At 44.3% G+C, this 22,718-nt stretch carries 18 protein-coding genes; 9 read left to right on the plus strand and 9 right to left on the minus strand.

What is annotated here, in order from left to right; genetic code table 11:
- Positions 1-3: 3 nt before the first annotated feature.
- The 4 genes from CYL31_RS00285 to CYL31_RS00300 all read left to right on the plus strand — a co-directional run bounded on the left by CYL31_RS00285 (position 4) and on the right by CYL31_RS00300 (position 6,085).
- A complete protein-coding gene (locus tag CYL31_RS00285) occupies positions 4-963 on the plus strand; it encodes an NADPH:quinone reductase (RefSeq protein ID WP_212917028.1) in 960 nt (319 codons plus the stop codon).
- A gap of 215 nt (positions 964-1,178) precedes the next feature.
- Positions 1,179-1,952: a helix-turn-helix domain-containing protein gene (locus CYL31_RS00290; RefSeq protein ID WP_100187258.1), complete on the plus strand. Its 774-nt coding sequence runs from the start codon at positions 1,179-1,181 to the stop codon at positions 1,950-1,952.
- 312 nt (positions 1,953-2,264) lie between these two features.
- Positions 2,265-5,387: a bifunctional proline dehydrogenase/L-glutamate gamma-semialdehyde dehydrogenase PutA gene (gene putA, locus CYL31_RS00295; protein WP_212917029.1), complete on the plus strand. Its 3,123-nt coding sequence runs from the start codon at positions 2,265-2,267 to the stop codon at positions 5,385-5,387.
- A 14-nt stretch (positions 5,388-5,401) separates the two neighbouring features.
- Positions 5,402-6,085 (plus strand): 1-pyrroline-5-carboxylate dehydrogenase, encoded by a 684-nt coding sequence (locus tag CYL31_RS00300; protein WP_212917030.1) that lies wholly within the window; start codon positions 5,402-5,404, stop codon positions 6,083-6,085.
- 82 nt (positions 6,086-6,167) lie between these two features.
- Here the strand turns inward: CYL31_RS00300 and CYL31_RS00305 are convergent, their stop codons facing one another.
- Genes CYL31_RS00305 through CYL31_RS00315 form a run of 3 tightly spaced genes read right to left on the minus strand, consistent with a single transcriptional unit; the run spans position 6,168 to position 9,272 of the window.
- Positions 6,168-7,232 (minus strand): ABC transporter substrate-binding protein, encoded by a 1,065-nt coding sequence (locus tag CYL31_RS00305; RefSeq protein ID WP_249411648.1) that lies wholly within the window; start codon positions 7,230-7,232, stop codon positions 6,168-6,170.
- On the minus strand, positions 7,226-8,617 hold the full coding sequence (locus CYL31_RS00310) for a sensor histidine kinase (RefSeq protein WP_100636250.1): 1,392 nt from the start codon (positions 8,615-8,617) through the stop codon (positions 7,226-7,228). The genes CYL31_RS00305 and CYL31_RS00310 overlap by 7 nt, the downstream gene beginning before the upstream one ends.
- Positions 8,604-9,272: a response regulator transcription factor gene (locus CYL31_RS00315; RefSeq protein ID WP_100636249.1), complete on the minus strand. Its 669-nt coding sequence runs from the start codon at positions 9,270-9,272 to the stop codon at positions 8,604-8,606. Before CYL31_RS00315 ends, CYL31_RS00310 begins: the two co-directional genes overlap by 14 nt.
- 118 nt (positions 9,273-9,390) lie before the next feature.
- Between CYL31_RS00315 and CYL31_RS00320 the strand changes: the two genes are divergently transcribed.
- From CYL31_RS00320 to CYL31_RS00330, 3 genes are read left to right on the plus strand one after another with little or no spacing between them, the layout of a single operon-like run.
- Complete coding sequence (locus tag CYL31_RS00320) at positions 9,391-10,368, plus strand: Bug family tripartite tricarboxylate transporter substrate binding protein (RefSeq protein ID WP_212917031.1); 978 nt, start codon at positions 9,391-9,393, stop codon at positions 10,366-10,368.
- 32 nt (positions 10,369-10,400) lie between these two features.
- Positions 10,401-10,841, plus strand: coding sequence for a tripartite tricarboxylate transporter TctB family protein (locus tag CYL31_RS00325; protein ID WP_212917032.1), 441 nt, complete (start codon positions 10,401-10,403; stop codon positions 10,839-10,841).
- Positions 10,841-12,328, plus strand: a complete 1,488-nt coding sequence (locus tag CYL31_RS00330; protein ID WP_212918805.1) for a tripartite tricarboxylate transporter permease — start codon at positions 10,841-10,843, stop codon at positions 12,326-12,328. The genes CYL31_RS00325 and CYL31_RS00330 overlap by 1 nt, the downstream gene beginning before the upstream one ends.
- Positions 12,329-12,424: 96 nt before the next feature.
- Here CYL31_RS00330 and CYL31_RS00335 read toward each other — a convergent pair whose 3' ends face one another.
- From CYL31_RS00335 to uvrD, 6 genes are all read right to left on the minus strand, one after another.
- A complete protein-coding gene (locus tag CYL31_RS00335) occupies positions 12,425-13,534 on the minus strand; it encodes a TRAP transporter substrate-binding protein (protein ID WP_212917033.1) in 1,110 nt (369 codons plus the stop codon).
- Between the two features lie 287 nt (positions 13,535-13,821).
- Positions 13,822-14,931 carry a TRAP transporter substrate-binding protein gene (locus tag CYL31_RS00340; RefSeq protein WP_212917034.1) on the minus strand — a complete coding sequence of 370 codons (1,110 nt, stop codon included), beginning with the start codon at positions 14,929-14,931 and terminating at the stop codon, positions 13,822-13,824.
- 164 nt (positions 14,932-15,095) lie between these two features.
- Positions 15,096-16,208, minus strand: coding sequence for a TRAP transporter substrate-binding protein (locus CYL31_RS00345; protein WP_212918806.1), 1,113 nt, complete (start codon positions 16,206-16,208; stop codon positions 15,096-15,098).
- Positions 16,209-16,450: 242 nt separating this feature from the next.
- Positions 16,451-17,518 carry an oxidoreductase gene (locus tag CYL31_RS00350; protein WP_212917035.1) on the minus strand — a complete coding sequence of 356 codons (1,068 nt, stop codon included), beginning with the start codon at positions 17,516-17,518 and terminating at the stop codon, positions 16,451-16,453.
- Positions 17,519-18,007: 489 nt separating this feature from the next.
- Complete coding sequence (locus CYL31_RS00355) at positions 18,008-18,496, minus strand: 2TM domain-containing protein (RefSeq protein ID WP_212917036.1); 489 nt, start codon at positions 18,494-18,496, stop codon at positions 18,008-18,010.
- Positions 18,497-18,616: 120 nt separating this feature from the next.
- Complete coding sequence (uvrD, locus tag CYL31_RS00360; RefSeq protein ID WP_212917037.1) at positions 18,617-20,830, minus strand: DNA helicase II; 2,214 nt, start codon at positions 20,828-20,830, stop codon at positions 18,617-18,619.
- Positions 20,831-21,013: 183 nt separating this feature from the next.
- Between uvrD and CYL31_RS00365 the strand changes: the two genes are divergently transcribed.
- Positions 21,014-21,208: a PA3496 family putative envelope integrity protein gene (locus CYL31_RS00365; protein WP_212917038.1), complete on the plus strand. Its 195-nt coding sequence runs from the start codon at positions 21,014-21,016 to the stop codon at positions 21,206-21,208.
- 300 nt (positions 21,209-21,508) lie between these two features.
- Entirely contained in the window at positions 21,509-22,705 is a 1,197-nt protein-coding gene (locus tag CYL31_RS00370; protein WP_212917039.1) for an amino acid aminotransferase, read from the plus strand.
- Positions 22,706-22,718 lie beyond the last annotated feature (13 nt).

Consider the following 22,718-nt stretch of genomic DNA (forward strand, 5'->3'; position numbering starts at 1 on the left):
AATATGAAAGCAATGCAAATGAGAGACTACGGTCCAGCCAGCGATTTGTCGCTGGTTGAGGCTCAAAAGCCAAGTATTACTGCAGACCAGATTTTGGTTCAAGTAGGTGCTGCTGGCGTGAACCCAGTGGACACTTACATTCGTTCAGGCACCAATAATTATTCAGCCAATTTCCCTCATACTCCAGGTTCTGATGGCGCTGGGACTATTGCTGAACTAGGTGCTAATGTAACTGGCTTCGAGATTGGTCAAAGGGTTTATTTTAGTCGTAATCTAAGCGGATCTTCTGCTGAGTTCGCCGCTTGTGCAGCGACTCACACGTATCCGCTGGCGGATGCTTTGTCCTTCGAAGAAGGTGCTTGTGTTGGTATTCCTTACACAACCGCTCACCGAGCTTTATTTGGCCGAGCTAATGGCAAAGCTGGCGACAAGGTATTGGTACATGGTGCAACGGGTGCAGTCGGCATTGCCACGGTGCAATTAGCATTAGCAGCAGGAATGGAAGTAGTTGCCAGTTCTGGCACCGCAGCTGGAGCCGATTTATTACGCCAGCAAGGTGTGACTAACATCATTATGCACAATGAAGCAGACCATCTTGCACCTTATCAGTCGTTAGAGACGGGTTTTGATATCGTTATCGAGATGCTTGCCAATCACAACTTGGATCAAGACTTAAAAGCCTTAGCCTTTGGTGGTTGCGTTGCAGTCGTGGGGAACCGCGGCACGATAGAAATTAATCCTCGTGACTTAATGGCTCGAGATGCTTCTGTAGTCGGTGTAGCATTAGCCAATACCAAACCAAACGAGCTTGCATTGATTGCAAAAGCCTTACGTCCCTTGTTTGAAAAAGGCGTACTCAAGCCAGTCATTCGTCATAGCTACCCGCTTATCGAATTAGCTCAAGCGCACGAAGATGTCTTAAAATCTGGAGCTCTGGGTAACCTTGTTATTCGTATAAACTAGAAATCAAAAATTCAGCTCAAACACGGTGCTTTAAAAGCTTTTTAGAAGCTCTTTTAAAAGTAAAGCACCATGTTTCTTTTCCCTTCAATCTGCCTCTATATGCACTCCAAGCTCCCATTTATGCCGTAAAATCCTATATCTTCAAAAAAATACGCTACTAAAGCCGCCTTAAGGTCGCTATACTTTCTCACTTATGTTTATTCAAAAGGCACATTTTGACTCAGTCTGATTCCGATGTTTTCAGCCTACCTACCGAAGCGGACGCCCACGACCATGATTACCATCAACTGGTGGTTGTGCTAGATGGCAATACCGATTTCGATATAGAAGGCAAAGGCAAGCAATTGCATACTGGCGAAGGTTGTATTCTTCCGTCAGAAAATAGCCATGCATTTGCGGGTCTGGGTGAAAATCGCATCATGGTGGTCAACCTGCCCATTCCGCCGCAAAAAGGCATTACCGACGAAGAATACGAAGTCGTATCGCGTTTGTTTGACCAAGCGGCGTATTTTCAGCTTAACCCTCGTTTACAAATACTGGCTTCGGCTCTATCTGGTGAATTACAACAATACCCAAATGATATGATTCTTGCTCGTGCTTGCGGCAACACCTTGTTAAGCGCTATTCGCCATCAGATCAACAATAAAGATGTCCGTTCCCGTGGCAACCATCTTGATATCGATAAGCTCGACCAATTTATCGAACTGAATTTATCTCGCCGTGTTCATATCGATCAGTTGGCAAACTTCTGCTTTTTAAGTGTCAGCCAGTTTCACGAGCGCTTTAAAGATCGTACTGGCATGACACCACATCAATATCTAATGCGTAAACGTTTAGAACGCGCGCAAAGCTTACTCGCAGAAGGTTTCCCGCCTATTCAAGTGGCCGAAATGTGTGGCTTCTCCAGCCAAAGCGCCATGACCAACGTCTTCTCCCAAACCCTCGGTATTACACCGCTTAAATACCAAAAGCAATTTGGTAATCGCTAATTCTATTTGTTCCTAAAACACCAAAAATTGCCCCATTTGTAAGCATTTCAATCTATTCCTCAAAACTTCTGCACAATAATAAATCAGCGCCAAATTTATTATTGTGAAGTCGGACTTTCTTATAAAAAAAAACGATTTTTTCGAAAGACAATTTATCCCTTCTGTCACTAAAGTGTCAGCATTATCCAGACATGCATTTTTTTGATTAAGCAGAGTGAAAAGTAGTCAAAATAGTGTTAACTGCTCTATAACAATATGCGGCCTTAATAAAAAACCATTTGGTTTTTTATGTTAACGCGGGAGAATCCAACCATGTTTAAAGCGATTGAGGTGTTACAGCCTAACTTCATTCAGCGTCCACTCAATGAATTGTGGCAGCTTATTTCCCCTCTTTATAATATGGATGAAGAGAAGTGGTTAAATGAGTTATTGCCTTTGGCCAAACCTACCGAAGGTGAGCTAGAAACCCAAACCAATGCCGCTGCAAACTTGATTGCCGAAGTCCGCAAAGACGACGATAGCATGTCAATGATTGACGCTTTGCTATTGGAATACAGCCTAGACACTAAAGAAGGCATTTTGCTGATGTGTTTGGCAGAAGCGCTAATGCGTGTGCCAGATAAAGAAACTGCCGACGCCTTCATCAAAGACCGTTTGAGCGTTGCCGATTGGGCATCTCACGCTAAAAACTCTGACTCTTTCTTCGTTAACGCTTCTACTTGGGGCTTATTATTGACGGGTAAAATCGTCACCATGGACGAGAAAAAAGACGGAACGCCAGCTAACTTGGTAAACCGCATGGTAAACCGTGTTTCGGAGCCGGTGATTCGTAAAGCGATGAACCAAGCCATGAAAATCATGGGACATCAATTCGTTCTAGGCCGCAGCATTGAAGAGGCCTTGTCTCGTGGTAAAGGCTACCGTGACAAAGGTTACACTTACTCTTTCGACATGTTGGGTGAAGCGGCACTAACGGCTGCCGATGCTGACAAATACCTAAAGTCTTACCTGCAAGCGGTTGAGTCTGTCGGCAAAGACACCTACAGTCAAAAACATCGCCCAACCATTTCTATCAAGTTATCTGCGCTACACCCGCGTTATGAAGTGGGTTGTGAAGAACGCGTAATGACAGAACTTTTTGAAAGCGTTAAAGGTCTGATTACCAAAGCTCGCTCGTTGAACGTCGGTATCACCATTGATGCGGAAGAAGCAGATCGTCTAGAACTGTCTTTGCATTTGTTTGAAAAATTGTTCCGCGACGAGTGCACCAAAGGCTGGGGCTTATTTGGCCTTGTGGTTCAGGCTTACTCAAAACGCGCTCTACCGGTTTTAGTTTGGTTGGCAGCACTATCTAAAGAACAAGGCGATCGCATTCCTGTGCGTCTTGTGAAAGGCGCTTACTGGGATTCTGAAATCAAAATGTGCCAACAGCGTGGCATCAATGGCTACCCAGTTTACACTCGCAAAGAATCTACCGACGTTTCTTACTTGGCTTGCGCAAACTTCCTATTAAGCGAACACACTCGTGCGAATATCTTCCCTCAGTTTGCGAGCCATAACGCACACACTATCGCGACGATTAGCTGCATTGCTAAGCAGTTAGGAGCAACGACAGAAGAATTTGAATTCCAACGTCTACACGGTATGGGCGATGCACTTTACAACCGCTTGATCAAAGACAGCGACATCTGCGTGCGTATTTACGCACCTGTCGGTAGCCATAAAGACTTGCTTCCATACTTGGTTCGTCGTCTGCTAGAAAACGGCGCAAACAGCTCATTCGTTCACCGTTTAATCGACGCTAGCTACCCGATTTCTGAGTTGATTGGTCACCCCGTTACTACGCTAGAAAGTCGTAAAACACTAGCAAACCCACACATCAGCTTGCCTTCTGGTTTATTTGACGACCGTAAAAACTCATTCGGTCCGAACATCGAGATTGATTCTGAGTGGACGCCTTTCAAAGCGAAAATCGATGCCTTCATGGGACAAGACACCCAATGGCGCGCCTTTCCTATCGTTGGTGGCGAGAAAGTAGCAACAGGTCAAACGCATTCTATTGAAAGCCCTTACGACCACAGCCAAACTGCAGGTCAAATTGACTGGGCAGACACAGCGACCGTTACCAAGGCAATTGACCTTGCTGAAGCCGCCTTCCCTGCATGGTCTGCGCGTCCAGCGACAGAACGAGCAGATTGCCTAGATAAAATGGCTGACTTGATGGAAGAAAACTACGCGGAATTGATGGCGCTTTGCCACCGTGAAGCCGGTAAAACCATTCAAGACAGCATCGACGAAGTGCGTGAAGCCGTGGATTTCTGCCGCTACTATGCTCAACAAGCTCGTAGCCATTTTGCCAATCCAACCAGCTACACAGATTTCTTAGGTCAAGAAAAACAAGCCAAGCTAAACGGCCGCGGCGTGTTCACTTGTATCAGTCCATGGAACTTCCCATTGGCAATCTTTACAGGCCAAGTGGTTGCCGCTCTTGTAGTAGGTAACACTGTGGTTGCGAAGCCGGCTGAGCAAACCAGCTTAATCGCTTTCCGTGCCATTGAAATGCTACATCAAGCAGGCGTGCCGACTGACGTACTTCACCTATTACCAGGCGATGGCGCAACGGTTGGTGCCCCACTTACTAACGACAAACGCATTGCGGGTCTTGCCTTTACAGGTTCCACTGGAACAGCACAATTGATCAACCGTACTCTAGCGGCTCGTGGCGTTGCACCAGTACCAGTGATTGCGGAAACTGGTGGTCAAAATGCCATGTTGGTTGATTCAACCTCTTTGCCTGAGCAAGTAGTTCGCGATGCCGTACGCTCGGCGTTTGCGTCTGCTGGACAGCGTTGTTCTGCATTACGCGTATTGTTCGTACAAGCTGACATCGCCGATCGTGTTATTCCGATGATCAAAGGTGCCATGGCGGAACAAAGCGTTGGCTTGCCTTACCTACACAGCACGGATGTGGGTCCAGTTATCGATAAAAAAGCACAGAAAATGCTGCTAGATCATATCGAATACATGAAAGCAGAAAGCAAATTGATTGCCCAAACCGAGCTTCCAGACTTTGCTAAAAACGGTACTTTCGTTGCGCCAACGGCGTTTGAAATTGCCAGTATTGATCAGTTAACAGATGAGAAATTTGGCCCTATCCTTCACGTTGTACGCTACAAAGCACGTGATTTGGATAAGATCATCGACACCATCAATAACTCAGGCTTTGGTTTGACTATGGGCGTTCACAGCCGCAACGAAACCACCTGTGCACGCATTGCTAGCCGCGCTCGTGTTGGTAACCTTTACATTAACCGCGACCAAGTCGGTGCGGTAGTTGGTGTTCAGCCTTTCGGCGGACAAGGTTTATCAGGCACAGGACCAAAAGCTGGCGGTCCACATTACCTTCAACGCTTCGCCATTGAGCAAGACCTTTAAGGGGAGACATTACTATGACAATCGTACAACCTATCCAAATTCAGGTCGCTCAGAAAGTCTTCGAAGCATGGGACAAGCTTGGCGTAAACGGTCGTGCAGAAAAACTGCAGAAAGCCCTTAACGCTTTTCCTAACGAACAAAGAAAAATGGCCGCTTGGCAGATCGATAACGCCAAGCAATCTATTGCAGAAACACGTGTAATGCCTGGGCCAACAGGCGAACGTAACGAGCTATCTAACCAAGGCCGTGGCGTGTTTCTTTGCATGTCTTTTATCGAAGGCGATAAAGCAAAAATAGGTTTAGTCGGTCAAGTATTTGCTGCACTTATTGCGGGTAACCCAGTCATTACTGTTGGCCCAACGGGTCAAGAAATCATGGATATGATTTCTCCATTCGTGGCTGAAGGTGTCGTGCAGAACATTGCAGAATCGGCTCAAGATTCTTTGATCGAAGCCAACCACCTTGCTGGTATTGCAACACTTTGCGACCCTATGCAAGCGCAACTGCTAAGCCAACGTCTTGCAGCGAAAAGCGGCCTAATCTGCCAATTGGTTGAAGAAACTGATGCAGAAAACCTAAGTGTCATTGCAAAGCCGCATTACGTTCTGCGCTTTGTCACTGAACGCACTGTGTCTAACAACACAACAGCGATCGGTGGCAACGCAACACTGCTTGAATTAGGCAGCATGAACGACTAATCCTTGTTCGATAAATATGCTATAAACGAAACAGCCCTTCTTGGAAAAAAGGGCTGTTTTTTATATTCCTTTACCTATTTTTTTATTCGCTTTTAATTGACAACAACGCACTCTCCCACGCTTTAATGAAACGTCGGCGCTTTGAATCATCGAGATACACCATCAAGGCTGGCCCTAACGGAATGGGATGAAAATTAATCGTCTGATCTTGTACATTTTGCTGGGACACCAAACCATCAATATCTGGAAATAAAGCCACCAGCTCACTTTTCTCTGCAATCACACCCTGCCCTTCCTTAGATATCAAGAAATTCACAAAGCGCTGGGCATTGGAAACATGCTTAGCTTGTTTGGAAATAAACGCAGCACGACTCACTACTAAAGCATAGTCCTGAGGAATCACTACACCAATACGGTTGTCTCGTTTCTCACGGGCAAATGAGTACGACCCTAAAAGGTTGTAGCCAAAGATCAGCTTGCCAGAGGCAATATCATCTAATAAGCTCGCTGTTTGGCCATAAACCTTAGTACGAGCACGCCCCAAGCTTTCTTGTAAACGGCCACTAATGCTTGATGTGACTTCATCTTGCGTTGCAACCAAATAGCCAATGCCAGAACGACGTGCATCATAAGAGCCAACTCTATGGACGAAAAAGCCATCTTCAATACGCATGGTGCTTGCCAATGATTCATGGGTAAGAGGAACCGCTTTATCCTTAAAAGCCAGCTTGTTGTAAACAAAGACGATTGGCTCATAGGTAAATCCAATCACTTCATTACGCCAATTAGCCCAGCCAGGTAAGTCTGTAATGGCTTCACCTAATACTGGCTGCGCATAACCATCATTGATCAATCGGACTTGTAGATCCATGGCAGAGCTAATCACCACATCAGGCTGATCTTCTAGAGATTTGGCCCTGATGGCACGATCTAATTCTTGAGTATTAAACTCACGATATTCGAGTTTTATATTTGGGTTTTGTGCTTTAAAAGCCTCTAATACAGGGGAGATAGCTTCTAAATCTGTTGCACTGTATATGGTTAATCTGTCTGCTTCCAGTTCGGTTGGTAATATGGGACTTTCAGCAATAAGCCTGCCCGTCATCATGATCACGATGATCGATAAAAAGCTCATTCGCTTCAACATAATCCCTCCTCTTTTGGCAAATGTATCCTTGCTCGAAGTCCACCTAATGGACTGTCTTCTAAGAAAAAATCACCTCCATGCGCTTCTACTACACTGGTCACAATCGATAAGCCAAGACCTGAGCCACTGAGTCCATTTTCCAAACGCTGAAAACGCTCTAAGGCTTTCTCTCTCAATTCAATAGAAATACCAGAACCTGCATCGTCAATAATAATATCAATACCAGTGGAATCCGCTTGTAGGCAAATCTCAATTTGGTTCTGCTCTGGACCGTAATAAACCGCGTTATCCAAAAGGTTGCGTACGGCTTCTCGTAAACTAATAGAATCGCCCATAAACATAGGCAATGCCTGCTCGCATTGGTAAGAAAAATCTATCGGGCGATGAGCATTGTCTCGCACGCATTCTGTTAATAGTTGCTTCATAACACCTTCGATATCCATTTGCTCGGTGACCGCAGTATCGCCACGATGAACAACCATGGCGTGAGTGAGCAGCTGGTTGGTCAAACGGGTCAAACGCTCATGTTCTGTGCGAATTTTACGTAAATGCTCAGGTAAATCGGCTAGGTTTTGGCTTTGGCTGGCAATGTCTAATTGAGCTTGAGTAGCGCTTTGTGCAGTACGAATTTGATGACTGGCATCGGCGATAAAACGCTTCATTACGGCGAGGTTAGATAATAATTGCGCTTGGTAATCATTGATCGCACTAACTAACGGCGAGACTTCTTGAATAGGCGTTGCTTGAACTGGTTCAGCCGATACCAATGAATGTGACGCGAGACTTTTTGAAATCAAGCTCAGAGGTTCAAGCGCACGATTAATCGCTACCCACAAGACAATCATCACACAGGCCATAATACCAAAGAGTACCGCAAAACTTCGGTATAAAATGTCATTCATCATCTTATGGCGCGCTCTAAGCGTTTGCGCCAACACCACGGTTACCCAACCTGATACAGCCGGTTCTGATAGCCTTTTGTGGCGAATTACAACCCTAACTTCTTCAGATAAATAATGTGCATTATAAAAACTGATAGCTGACTCTACATTAACTTTTGCTGGCAAAGGCATGTCAGGATAGCCAGTAATCAGCTCACCTTGGGTACCTAAAGCCTGATAGAACACCTTGTCCTCATCAGCAAGTTGCATCATTTCAAACGCGGCGTAAGGTAAATCTAGATCCACTTGTTTACCGTAAACGTGTAAGCCTTCCATGATGGACAAGCTAGCGCTGTTGAGTAGTCGATCATAGGAATAATTGGCTGACTGGCGAGCATAATGCCAAACACCAAGACTCAAAATAAGAAAAATAGACAGCAATAACAAAGCTGAACGGCCTAACATTCGCGTGCGGATTGAATAGCTTTTCTCAGTCATCGACATGGGCCAAATACCCTAAACCACGAATAGTTTTAATGATTAAAGTCGAGCCGTCTAACTGCTTTCTTAAGCGTGTCAGAGTTTGTTCAATGGCATTGGGAGTATAGGCTTCATCGTAATTGTAGAGACGATTGGAGATGTCATCTTTGGTGAGTACACGATCTAGATTTTTCAGAAAAAGCTCTAATAATTGCAGCTCTCTTGGTCGCAAATCTAAGGTTACACCATTCACTTTGGCGGAGTGAGCAGCCAAATCATAAACCAAATTACCACATTGTATTTCATTACTAGCCCCCCCTCTCTCTCGACGGTAAAGCGCACGACAACGAGCCGCCAACTCACGAAAGTCAAAGGGCTTTGCTAAATAATCATCGGCACCAAAGTCTAATGAACTGACTCTGTCATCAACCTCAGTTCGAGCGGTTAGCACCAAAACAGGAATACGATTGCCTTGACTACGTAGACTCTGCAATAACTGAAAGCCACTCTTGCCGGGCAAGTTGATATCTAAAATCAATAAATCGAAATCATCAAAAGATAGACTGGCTTCGGCTTTTTCAACTGAACCGATCCAATCAATAGGGTGACCTAAGTTCCTAAAATACACACGAATCGAGTCGGCCAAACTCTCATTGTCTTCAATCAATAACATACGCATGACGGAACCCTATATCTTTTTCTTGTCAGGTTAGTGTCAGTTTAAAGGAGTAACTTTGCCTGCTCCTGTGCAACCTTGTACAGCAAAATAAAACAAAAAGAAATTTGGAGAATAAAAAATGAAATCCAATCTTGCCTCATTGTTACTTGTTGGTGGTCTTACTGCTGCGCTAAACGTCAGCGCCTTTGAACCTTCCAAACCAAGCTGTATCGCCCCTGCTAAACCAGGTGGAGGTTTCGATTTAACCTGCCGTATTTTATCAACTGGTTTTGCCAAAGCTGATATCACTAAGATCCCAATGGCCGTTACCTTTATGCCGGGCGGTGTTGGTGCAGTAGCTTATAATTACATCAATTCCACGACACCAGACGATCCAAACAAATTAGTCGCTTTTAGCTCTGGTTCATTGTTGAACCTAGCTCAGGGCAAATTCGGTAAAGGATTAGACGAAAACAATGCTCGCTGGGTTGGCACTGCAGGTGTCGACTATGGTGCGATCATGGTTCGAGCTGATGCGCCATGGAACACTTTGGGTGAATTGGTCGACGATATCAAAAAAGACCCAAGCAAATTTGTACTAGGTGCTGGCGGTGGTGTTGGTAGCCAAGACTGGATGAAAGCAGCAATCCTAATGAAGTCTTCTGGCGTTGACCCGAAGAAAATGCGCTACGTTGCCTATGAAGGCGGCGGTGAAGCTTTAGCTGCACTACTTGGTGGACACATTAAAGTGTACCCAGGTGATGTGGGCGAAATGAAAGGCCTAGTTGAATCTGGCAAAGTGAAAGTACTTGGCATCATGTCTCCTGAGCGTTTGAAAGGCGAATTCTCCAATTACCCAACAGCAATTGAACAAGGTTACGACGCAGAATGGACCATTCTTCGCGGTTACTATTTAGGGCCTAAGGTTTCAGACGAAGCCTATAACTACTGGGCTGATCAATTTCAAAAAGCCTATAAAAGCCCTGCTTTTGAAAAAGTAGTTGTCGATCAAAACCTTGTGCCATTCACCATGTCTGGCGAGGCTTTAGACAGCTACATTAAAGAGCGTGTTGCCTTTATGCGCGGCTTGGCACAAGAAGCTGGCTTAATTAAGTAGCCCATTAATGAGTCGTAAATTGAGGCAATAACATGTTATATGACCGCATTTTTGCGGGCACATTATTGGTACTGTCCGGGCTTATCGCCTGGACAGCTTTCCATTTCGATGTCCCGTTTCAGTATGAACCATTAGGGCCAAAAGCCTTCCCTATTATCTTATCTATTGTTTTAGCTGCATGTTGCATTTGGATGATAGTAAAACCCGACAAAAACTCTTGGCATCCGACCAAAGAGATTCTAACAAAGATCATCATTGGTCTGGTGATAATGGTGTTGTATGCCGCCCTATTTGAAGAAGCGGGCTTTATTATTGCAACAACCACAGTGGGGGCTATTTTCAGCTGGTTATTTGGCGAAAAACCTCTTAAAGCCTTCTTGTATGCCCTCGTCCTAAGCTTAATCAGCTATTTCTTATTAGCAGATTTAATGGAGCTTAATGTCCCAACCGGCCTACTTCTCGGAGACTTATGATGGACGTTTTACATTATTTATCGATTGGCTTCTCTGTCGCCCTAACACCGCTTAATTTAGGTTTAGTGTTAGCTGGATGCTTTATCGGCACATTAATTGGTTCATTGCCTGGTATTGGTCCAATCAATGGCGTGGCTATTTTATTGCCATTAGCTTATTCCGTCGGCTTACCGCCAGAGTCTGCCTTGATTCTATTGGCGGGTGTTTATTACGGCGCAGAATATGGCGGCCGGATTTCCAGTATTTTGCTTAACGTCCCAGGTGACGCTGGCGCAATAATGACAACCTTAGATGGTTACCCTATGGCCAAACGTGGCGAAGGCGGTCGAGCACTTGCTTTATCTGCTGTATCCTCTTTCTTTGGCAGCATGGGAGCCTTACTGTTAATGGTGATTTTTGCGCCATTACTTAGTAAATTAGCAATTCAATTTGGCCCTTCTGAATACGTTTGGTTGATGATTTTCGCCTTCACCTGCTTGGCAACTATGGTGGGTAAACGCCCAATAAAAACCGTCGTTGGCGTGGTAATTGGTCTATTATTCGCGACGGTTGGTATTGACTCAGGTACTGGTATTTTGCGTTTCACCATGGGCATTCCAAATTTATTCGACGGCGTGGATTTTCTGGTTGTTGTAATCGGAATGTTTGCCATCAGTGAAGTACTCATCCTGCTAGAAAGCTGGGCTCGAAATGACTTGAAACTCACACCAGTAGGCAAAAGCTTCATTAGTTTCTCAGACATCATGGCTGTAAAATGGGTGATTTTGCGCTCTACGCTATCTGGTTTCTTGATCGGGGTGTTACCAGGAACAGGGGCTTCGATTGCCAGTGCCGTTGCCTACGGTACTGAAAAGCGTTTTGCAGAAGGAAAAAACGAGCATTTTGGCGATGGAGATATTCGCGGCCTTGCTGCACCAGAAGCCGCCAACAATGCGTCTGCTGCAGGTTCTATGGTGCCAATGTTGACCTTAGGGATTCCGGGCAGCGGCACAACGGCCATCCTATTGGGTGCGCTATTAATGTTTAACATCACACCTGGGCCGCTATTGTTTGAACAACAACCTAATATTGCTTGGGGTCTGATTGCTTCTATGTTCATTGGTAATATTGCCTTGTTAGTGATGAACTTACCGCTGATTGGCTTATTTGTTAGACTGCTGTCTATTAAGCAGTCTTACCTCGTGCCTATCATTGTGATGCTGACATTCGTCGGCATCTACTCTATTCACGGTGATACATTCGACTTATTCTTCATGATTGTATTAGGTATTTTTGCCTTTATCTTGCGCAAATTAGGTTTCTCTCTCGCACCGGTTATTTTAGGTTTGGTATTAGGGGAAGTATTAGAAGAGAACTTACGTCGAGCACTGTCTATCAGTGGCGGTGATTGGTCTATCTTACTAAATGGCACCATGACTTATGTCTTGGCTTTCGCAACAGTGGCGGCACTGACAGCTCCGAGAATACTAAAAGCACTGAAGAAATAAATGCCATAAACTAACTCGTCTTAGCAAAAAGCCTTCATGATCAATCTGACCATGAAGGCTTTTTTGTTTTATTCCACTCAGTTACAAAAGTTTAGTTTACTCAAGCTCACGAGCATTAATAAAAGCCCGCTCAGACACTTCGTGCCATGCTCTGACTTTACTGTTGAACTCTTTGAATGAGTTGTAGACTTTTTGGCTCATTGGATCTGCCTCTGCCACTTCATCTAGTGTCTCAGCCGAGGCTTTTTTCAATGCCACTAACACTTCTTTTGGAAATGGTTTTAAAACCACGTGATGCTCATTCACTAGCGTTTCTAACGCGGCGTTGTTACGCGCGGTAAACTCATCCAGCATATCGGCATTCACTTGGCGAGTCGCCGCTCGAACAATCAGTTGAAGATCGTTTGGTAAGGCTTCAAACGCTTCTTTATTGTAGATCGCTTCCATGGTTGAACCTGGCTCATGCCAACCTGGGTAGTAGTAGAATTTGGCCGCTTTGTACAGACCAAACGCTAGGTCATTGTATGGGCCAACCCATTCTGTCGCATCAATGGTGCCGGTTTGCAGTGCAGTGAAGATCTCACTCCCTGGCAAGTTAACTGGTGTGCCACCTACCTTTTTTAATACTTCGCCACCTAAGCCAGGAAGACGCATTTTCAAGCCTTGGAAGTCAGCAAGAGAATTGATCTCTTTGTTGAACCAACCTCCCATCTGTACCCCGGTATTACCTGCTGCCATCGGGATAAGGTTAAAAGGCGCATAGGTTTCTTCCCACAATTTCAGGCCGCCACCATAGTGGAGCCATGAGTTCATTTCTTGTGCAGTAAAGCCAAACGGTACGGCGGAGAAAAACTGAGCCGCTGGCGCTTTGCCTTTCCAGTAGAAAGCACCACCATGACCCACTTGAGCAGTGCCACGTGATACTGCATCAAACACTTCCAACGCGGGTACTAGCTCGCCTGCAGCGTATACTTTTACCACTAAGCGCCCATTCGACATTGCGGTAATATTTTCCGCTAAATGTTCTGCCGCTGTGCCTAAACCGGGGAAATTTTTCGGCCAAGTGGTGACCATTTTCCAATGAATAACATCCGCCGTTTTTTCAACCTTAGCCGTTTCTTTTTCTTCTGATCCACCACAAGCCACCAAGCTTGCCGCTGTCAAACCAACCAACGCCAGTTTTCCCCACATTTTTATTATTTTCATTAATTATCCCTAAGAGACTAAATTACTTTATTTTTATAAAAGCTTTGCTTGATGCTACGAACAAAGCAAAGGCGAGTCGACCAACCAACTCTATAGTCATAGCTTATTTGCTAAGTGTTTTTAATAGTATGAATTGTAATATTAAGGCTCAAGGTTTTTTTGGTTTTATTTTTAGACAGTATTTATCAGTCGAATAAGTAAGTCCTATAAATAAAAAAGCTCCGTTATCATAGATAACGAAGCTTTTACTGATATTAACCAGCAATCAACAACAGGCTTTTAAAAAATTAATCGTCTGCTCGCGCATTAATATAAGCACGTTCAGAAACATCATGCCATTCACTTACTGGAGCTAAAAAGTTCTTGAACGACTCATAGACTTTTTTACTCTCAGGGTCACCCGCAGCCACTTCGTCTAATGTCTCGTGAGAGGCTTTCTTAAGTGCCTCCAACAAGTCGCGAGGGAAAGGTTTAAGAATTACATTATGCTCATTTACCAAGGTGTGAAGCGCGGCGTTATTACGCGCGGTAAACTCATTAATCATGTCTAAATTGGCTTGTTTTACCGCAGCTCGGGCAATCGCTTGTAGGTCTTTAGGTAGAGCTTCAAAAGCCTCTTTGTTAAAGATAACTTCAACCGCAGAACCTGGCTCATGCCAGCCTGGGTAATAATAATATTTCGCGGCTTTATATAAACCAAATGCCAGATCGTTATAAGGCCCAACCCATTCCGTCGCATCAATCGTGCCTGTTTGAAGAGCATTGAACACTTCACTACCCGGCAAATTAATTGGTGATGCACCGACTTTTTTCAGTACTTCTCCACCTAATCCAGGCATGCGCATTTTCAAGCCTTGGAAGTCAGCTAATGAATTGATCTCTTTATTGAACCAACCGCCCATTTGTACGCCAGCGTTACCAGCTACCATTGGGATTAAGTTAAATGGCGCATAGATCTCTTCCCATAACTGTAAGCCACCGCCGTAGGCAATCCACGCGTTGAATTCTTGTGCAGTAAAGCCAAAAGGAACCGTAGAGAAAAACTGCGCTGCTGGCACTTTTCCTTTCCAGTAATAAGCAGTGCCATGGCCCATTTGCGCGGTACCACGAGATACAGCATCAAATACTTCTAATGCTGGAACAAGTTCGCCTGCAGCATAGACTTTAATATCCAAACGACCGTTGGACATCTCTTTAATATTATTCGCAAGTGCTTCTGCACCCGTTCCCATTCCTGGGGCGTTTTTTGGCCAAGTTGTCACCATTTTCCAATGAATAACATCGATTTTTTGCTCAGTCTTTGTGGTTTCTTTTTCTTCAGACCCACCACAGGCTACTAAAGCCGTAGTAATTAAACCGACAAAAGCCACTTTTGCCCATATTTTTATTTTGTTCATTCACTTTATCCATTAAGAGACGAATTGCATTGATAATCATCGCTTTACCTAACACTCTGTCAATAATAGTGAGTGAAGCCAAAACGATAAAATAAGCCCTGTTATCAATCGACAGCAGGGCTTATTCGTATAGCTAGTTTTTTATGCCATAAAAAAATGACGTATTAATCTGTCGCACGAGCGTTAATAAACGCACGCTCAGAAATATCATGCCACTGACTAACAGAGCTCAAGAAGCTAGTGAAAGAGTCATAGACTTTTTGGCTCATTGGATCATTAGCAGCCACTTCTTTTAGTGTTTCATCAGACGCAACACGCAAGGCTTCCAAAAGATCTTTAGGGAATTTTTTCAAAATGACATTGTGATCGTTAACTAAAGTGGTTAACGCCGCGTCATTTCGAGCAGTGAACTCACTTAACATACCCAAATTGGCTTGTTGTGCAGCAGAACGAACAATCTCTTGTAGATCTTCAGGTAGCTTATTAAACGCATCTTTATTAATCAGCGCTTCAACAGCAGAGCCTGGCTCTTGCCAACCTGGGTAATAGTAGTATTTCGCCGCTTTGTACAAACCAAACGCTAGGTCATTGTAAGGACCTACCCATTCCGTTGCATCAATGGTTCCAGTTTGTAATGCCGTAAATATTTCGCTACCGGGAAGGTTAATAGTAACAGCACCTACTTTTTTCAGTACCTCACCACCTAAACCAGGCATACGCATTTTTAGGCCTTGGAAATCCGCTAGAGAATTGATTTCTTTATTAAACCAACCGCCCATTTGCGCACCAGTATTACCCACGGCCATTGGAATAATATTAAAGGGTGCGTAGACTTCTTCCCACAGTTTTAAGCCACCACCGTATTCAAGCCAAGCATTGAATTCTTGTGCCGTCATACCAAAAGGCACTGATGAGAAAAACTGTACCGCAGGAGCCTTACCTTTCCAATAATAGGCCGTGCTATGACCCATTTCTGCCGTACCACGAGACACAGCATCAAACACTTCTAGTGCAGGAACCAACTCGCCAGCGGCGTAGACTTTTACATCCAAACGACCGTTAGACATTTTAGTAATATTCTTCGCTAACTCTTCAGCACTTGTGCCCAAGCCAGGAAAGTTTTTTGGCCAAGTCGTGACCATTTTCCAGTGAATTGTTTCTACTTTCTTTTCTACTTTTGCCGTTTCTTCCGCTTTATCTGATCCGCCACAAGCGACCAAAGACAAAGCAAACAAACTGGCAAACGCCAATTTGCCTAATACCATTAAATTACGCATCATTTTCCCTCAGAGAGCCAGTTACTTGATTACTATCAAAACCCGTGAGTCTCAATAGAATCTATCTGTGATATGAAAATAGGCACCATTAAAACATCCGCTAAATGTCGCCAATTTCTGTATTTTTATAATAAATCAGACAGAAAATTGCCCTTAATATGCAAGAAACATGAAAAGGGCAAAAGATGATAAGAATTGTAGGAATCTTGCTCAACTCTTTTTTACGATTTCTTACGACTAATTCACTTCACGGATAAGTTTGGCGTATATCCCCAAGACATACGCTGACCACTTTCTGCCGATTGTTCCGCCAAACAGATCAAATAAATCAACTGACAAGCCTGCTCCATCGCAACCGGAGCCTCACCTTTACCCAGAATCGCATCGCGTAATTGCGCATAAAACGCCGCATAATCGCCTTGTGTTGCAGCCTCTTGAATGCTTTCAATATCATCTTGAGAATGCGCGACAAAACGAGTGATTTTTTGCTGGGCGGCTTTCGAAGGAAACTCATCCTGCCATGGCATTTGCCCAGCTCGCAACGCTTCTTCTTGAGGATCTAAACCCACACACTGCCAGCTACCTTTAGTAAATCTTGCATTAAAGCGGCGCATTTCACCGGCTTCAAACGGCGTCGATGCTAAACGCACGCGTTTATCGTCGTAACCAAACTCCACTTCAAACCAGTCATGGGTTTGACTACCGTCGCGTAACTTATCGATACTCGCATGCAACCACTTAGGAGGCCCAAATATACTCAGAGCCTGATCTAAAATATGTGGCCCTAAATCCCAAAAAATCCCCGTACCAACACCCGGCTCTTCGCGCCAACGGGCTTGCGCGGTAGGACGAAAACGATCAAAGCGAGAATCCAAATGCTTCAACTCACCCAACTCACCGCTTTCAATTAATGTTTTAAGACGCAAAAAATCGCCATCAAAACGACGATTCTGATAAACACAAAACACCAAACCTTTTTGCTTCGCCAAGGCACACAAAGCCTCTATCTGAGATAAACGGGTGACAGAAGGTTTTTCCAACAACACATGTTTACCGTTTTCCAACGCCAGCTTTGCCTGATCAAAATGCAACGCATTCGGCGTCGTAATCACCACCAAATCCACATCCGGCGCCGCAAACACAGATTCAGCAGACGACACCACCGACACATCAGGCAGAACCGCCCTAACCTCATCTGCTTTCGAGCTGCAAACATACGCCATTTCCATGCCAGGATCATTCATCACAAAAGGCGCGTGAAACACCCGCCCAGACAAACCAAAACCAATCAAACCAACACGAATCGCCATGCCCCACTCCTTTTCAACTGAATCATTACAACTCTAAACAGTTTACAGCCAATTGAAAAAATTTGCTGCAATTAAAAACATTTACGCTGTTAGACCGCTTAATAATGGTGAAATAGGTGGGGAACGTAGAAAGAAATGAAAACACATAAAACAATACTACAAAGGTAAGCTGAGTCTAATTCCTGCTGACGCGCTGAGCTTGCGAAGCAGGCGCAAAGGAATAAGACTCAGCGTCCTTTTACCAAAAAGTTAAAGCACTTCCAGTTTAGCAAACAACAACACCAACCATTCGGAGCCTTAGCCTTCGTAGTTGATCACAAAACACCGGATGATTTACTCAATCACCCAGGTTTGCGATGACTTCTTGGACCTTGTAGCTATTCAGCACTGTTGTTTTATCGTTTATTTTTGAACTCACAGTGCCATCAACATTCAATACGCAGAAGCATTGATGGGCACAATAAAATAAAGAACAAAAGCTTTTATCACCTAGAGCTTTCGTCCTAGCTGTTTTTCCACTTGTTTCTTTTCCCATTCAGGACCAAACAGCTTAATGATGTTAAAGACTCTTAAAGCATGAAAAACCAAGCCTATTCCCCAGCCTAACATCGGCCAAAATGCCCAAATATAAGAAGGGTTAGTAAACAGGTTAATACCGAATAACACCGGAATGATTACACAATACTGCATAAGATGAGCGTAAAAGCCTCTGATTTTGCGCACGCGATAAAAAGCTAATTGTTCTTCTGAGCTAACGGCATAAGCCGATTTTTCTTCCATATCATGAGTTGTCATATCAGTGTCTCCTTGCAGGTCTGTAATAGAGAGTTCAAAAACAGCTGCTAAAGATTTCAATGATTCCAACCCAGGCTGTTGACCTTTCTCAATACGCTGAATCGTTCTGATACTTAATCCACTCAGTTGAGAAAGTTGCTCTTGAGACCAACCTTTTTGGAGTCTAAGTTTTTTTACGATCATCCTAATAATCCTTACTTGCTGTTTTCATTCAGCCTACTGAAACAAACACTCATCCGTGACGACATTACAGTGACACCAATATGACAACACTTAAAAATCAATAAGTTATAGTCCAATAAATTACAAAACTTCCAATTTAGCGAATGACAACACCAGCCACTTGGTACCTTCATCATCGAAGTTGACCTGTACTCGTGCTTGTGGGCCTTGGCCTTCGTAGTTGATCACCAAGCCTTCACCAAACACAGGATGATTCACTCGATCCCCCATGTTCACGCTGACTTCTGGCGCTTTGTAATTATTCAACACACTGCTGTTTTGCAGTTTGTTCTTTTCAAAGTTGTAATCAGGGCGCTGCAAAGACACAGGACGGCTTACTTGTGAGCGAAGACGTACTTCTTCCAAGCATTCCGGTGGCAACTCTTTGATAAAGCGAGATGGACTGTTAAACGATTCGCTACCAAACAAACGACGAGATTCAGCGTATGTGATGTAAAGCTTTTCCATTGCTCGAGTAATACCCACGTAGCAAAGGCGACGCTCTTCAGCGAGTCGACCCGGCTCTTCGAAAGACATTTTGCTTGGAAAGATGTTTTCTTCCACGCCGGTTAAGAACACCAATGGGAATTCTAGGCCTTTCGCCGAGTGCAATGTCATCAATTGCACCGCGTCTTGGTATTCATCCGCTTGCGCATCGCCAGCGTCTAATACAGCCTTGTCCAAGAACGCCATCAGCGGAGAGCTAAACTCTTCGTCCTCATCGCTCCAGCTGAATCCACCAGCCGCTCCCACCAACTCTTTTAAGTTTTCAATGCGCGCTTCGCCCTTTTCGCCTTTCTCTTTTTCATGGAAAGGGATCAAACCCGCTTCTTCGATGATCTGTTCGAAAATATCGTTCAAGTTCAAATCAGGTTGTTGAACAGTGGTACTCAAGCCTTCAATAAGATGCAAAAACGCCTTGATTGCATTAGTCGCGCGACCTGCCATTAATGACTGTCGTACTACTTCTTGCGCGGCTTGCCACATAGAGCACCCATTATCACGAGCAATTTCACGCAGCGTTCCGATGCTACGTTCGCCAATACCACGAGGCGGTACGTTGATAACTCGCTCCATCGCGCCATCATCATTCGGATCGAGAGCCAAACGGGCGTAAGCCAAGGCATTTTTGATTTCAAGGCGGTCGTAAAATCTGTGTCCACCATAAATTCGATAAGCTATCTGTTCCCTAACTAAGCATTCCTCGATAACACGAGACTGAGCATTAGAGCGATAAAGAATCGCCATGTCCGTCAGAGAAGTTCCCTTGTCTCGCCATTGCTTGATAATACCAATGATAAAACGCGCTTCGTCTTGTTCGTTAAAGCCTGCATACAGCGAGATTGGATCGCCTTCGCCGCTGTCGGTCCAAAGCTCTTTGCCCAAACGATCATCGTTGTGTTTGATCAAGCCATTGGCCGCATTCAGGATATGACCGGTTGAACGGTAGTTTTGCTCCAAACGAATAGTGCCAACATCTTTAAAATCTTTGGTGAAGTTTTGGATGTTTTCAATTTTCGCGCCACGCCAACCGTAAATCGATTGATCATCATCACCGACAGCGGTAATTGTGCCTTCGCTGCCCACCATGATTCGTAACCAAGCATATTGAATAGTGTTGGTATCTTGAAACTCGTCCACCAGCACATGGCGGAATCGATCTTGATAATGACGCAACAAAGCTGGCGTACTCAGCATCAGTTCATGAGCGCGCAATAGCAATTCGCCGAAATCAAGTAAACCTCCGCGTTCGCAGGCTTCTTCATAGTGGTAATACAGCTCACGCATGCCTTTGGAGAAAGGATCGTGACTGTCTGGTACATGGGCCGCACGGCGACCTTCGTCTTTTTGCGCGTTGATAAACCAAGACACTTGTTTTGGCGGCCAGCGAGTGTCGTCAATATTCAGCTCGCGCATAATACGTTTGATTAATCGTAGCTGATCATCGCTGTCCAGAATCTGGAAGTTTTCTTTTAGTCCCGCATCACGCCAATGAGCACGTAAAAGCCTATGCGCTAAACCGTGGAAGGTACCAACCCACATGCCTTGTGGAGGAACGCCCACTAACTGTTCAATACGGCCTTGCATCTCGCGTGCCGCTTTATTGGTAAAGGTTACTGCCATCAGGCTGTAAGGCGACAATTCGTAAGCGTGCATCAACCATGCGATACGGTGCACTAGGACTCGGGTTTTTCCTGACCCAGCGCCAGCCAAAACAAGGCTATTCTGCAAAGGCGCTGCGACGGCTTCACGCTGCTTGTCATTCAGTGAGTCGAGGATAAAAGAAACGTCCATTACATTCCGCCATAATAATTAATAAATTTGTAACAAAAAACGCGTAAAAATAGGTTGATTTTCAATCTATTTGGGTTTTTTATTAGCTTGAAATAAGTTGTCTGTCTATTTTGACTTTTTTTAACTGTCGATGACAGTGATCTATGCACTTGAATGTCGTCGAACGTCCAAAAGGGTATAACGATGAGTGATTTTGCTGAAACACTAACTGAAGTAAAAACCGACATAATGCACGCTTCCATAAGCTTGGATAATGAAACAAAGGATCGGAATCAAAAGGAAGACGCGGCACGTATGTTAAAAGCCAGACGTGCAATTGAACAGCATTTAGAAGAAAAACGTTTAAACCATGATATCTCAAATGGTTGGGACGATTAATTCCTTCTAATTAGCTGATCCTCAAAGTAACCTAAATACGACCTAGCTATCTAGTTAGGTCGGAATATTTTTTTAACTCAAAAATTCTCTTCCCATCAACCCAAGTGTTGTTACTTTTTTCCTATCGGCTTCAAAAAGCGGCTTTATTTGGCGTAAGCAGCTACATTTTTATACAGTTAATTCTTGCCCTTTTCCGTCAACTTATAGCGGTTACTCACGTGTTGGAGTACCATACGGTCTGATTTTTATATCTTCTAATCCATAATAAAAAAAGAAAATAACCCTCTTGGGGGAGTTACCATGTTTGAACATATCCAAGCTGCTCCAGCAGACCCAATTCTTGGCCTGAATGACGCTTACAAAAATGATCCAAATCCCAATAAAATTAACTTGGGCGTTGGTGTATACAAAGATGAACAAGGCAATACACCGATTTTAAAATCGGTGAAACAAGCAGAAGAACGTTTGTTAGCCCAAGAAAAAACCAAAAGCTACCTAAGCATCGAAGGCGCACCCGCTTATCGATCTGCCGTGCAAACGCTTTTATTTGGTAAAGAACACAATATTATAGCCAAACAGCTTGCTCAAACAGCCCATACCCCTGGCGGCACAGGCGCATTGCGCGTCGCAGCAGAATTTATTAAAAAACACTTACCAGAAGCGACTATTTGGGTAAGTAACCCAACATGGGCAAACCATCAGTCGGTTTTTCAGTCTGTTGGCTTAGAAGTTGGCAGTTATGCTTACTACAATGCTGATAATAAATCGTTAGACTTTGAAGCCATGCTGGCAAGCTTGTCTCAAGTTCCTGAAGGCGATGTTGTCTTGTTTCATGGCTGCTGCCACAACCCAACTGGCATAGATCCAACGCCAGAGCAGTGGTATCAATTGGCTAAGCTATGCAGTAAACAAGGTTTCTTGCCATTGTTTGACTTTGCTTACCAAGGCTTTGGCCAAGGTTTACAAGAAGATGCTCAAGGCTTACGTACTTTCTTAGAGCACGTTCCAGAGATGCTGATTGCCAGCTCGTTTTCCAAAAATTTCGGTCTCTACAACGAACGAGTTGGTGCACTGACGATTTTGTGTGAAACAGCTGAACAAGCTGAAACAGCGTTCACGCAGATTAAACGCTGCATTCGCACAAATTATTCAAATCCGCCTTCTCATGGTTCTGCGGTTGTTGCCGAAATTCTGAATGATCCTGAGCTATTTGCTCTATGGGAAAGTGAAGTCAAAGCAATGCGTACTCGCATTCATGAAATGCGTAGCTTGTTTGTGAATACACTACGAATCAAAGGCGTCAGCCAAGATTTTTCGTTTATTTCACATCAGCAAGGCATGTTCTCTTTTTCTGGCCTGACACCAGATCAAGTGGCACAGTTGCGCAAAGAGTACGGCATCTACATTGTTGGCTCAGGGCGTATTAGTGTTGCTGGTATGACTCATGAGAATATGGATCCGCTTTGTGATGCTATTGCCGCTATTTTAAAGGGCTAAGCTAACATTTAGT

Source organism: Marinomonas sp. A3A, assembly GCF_018336955.1.
In the GTDB taxonomy this organism is placed as follows: Bacteria; Pseudomonadota; Gammaproteobacteria; order Pseudomonadales; family Marinomonadaceae; genus Marinomonas; species Marinomonas lutimaris.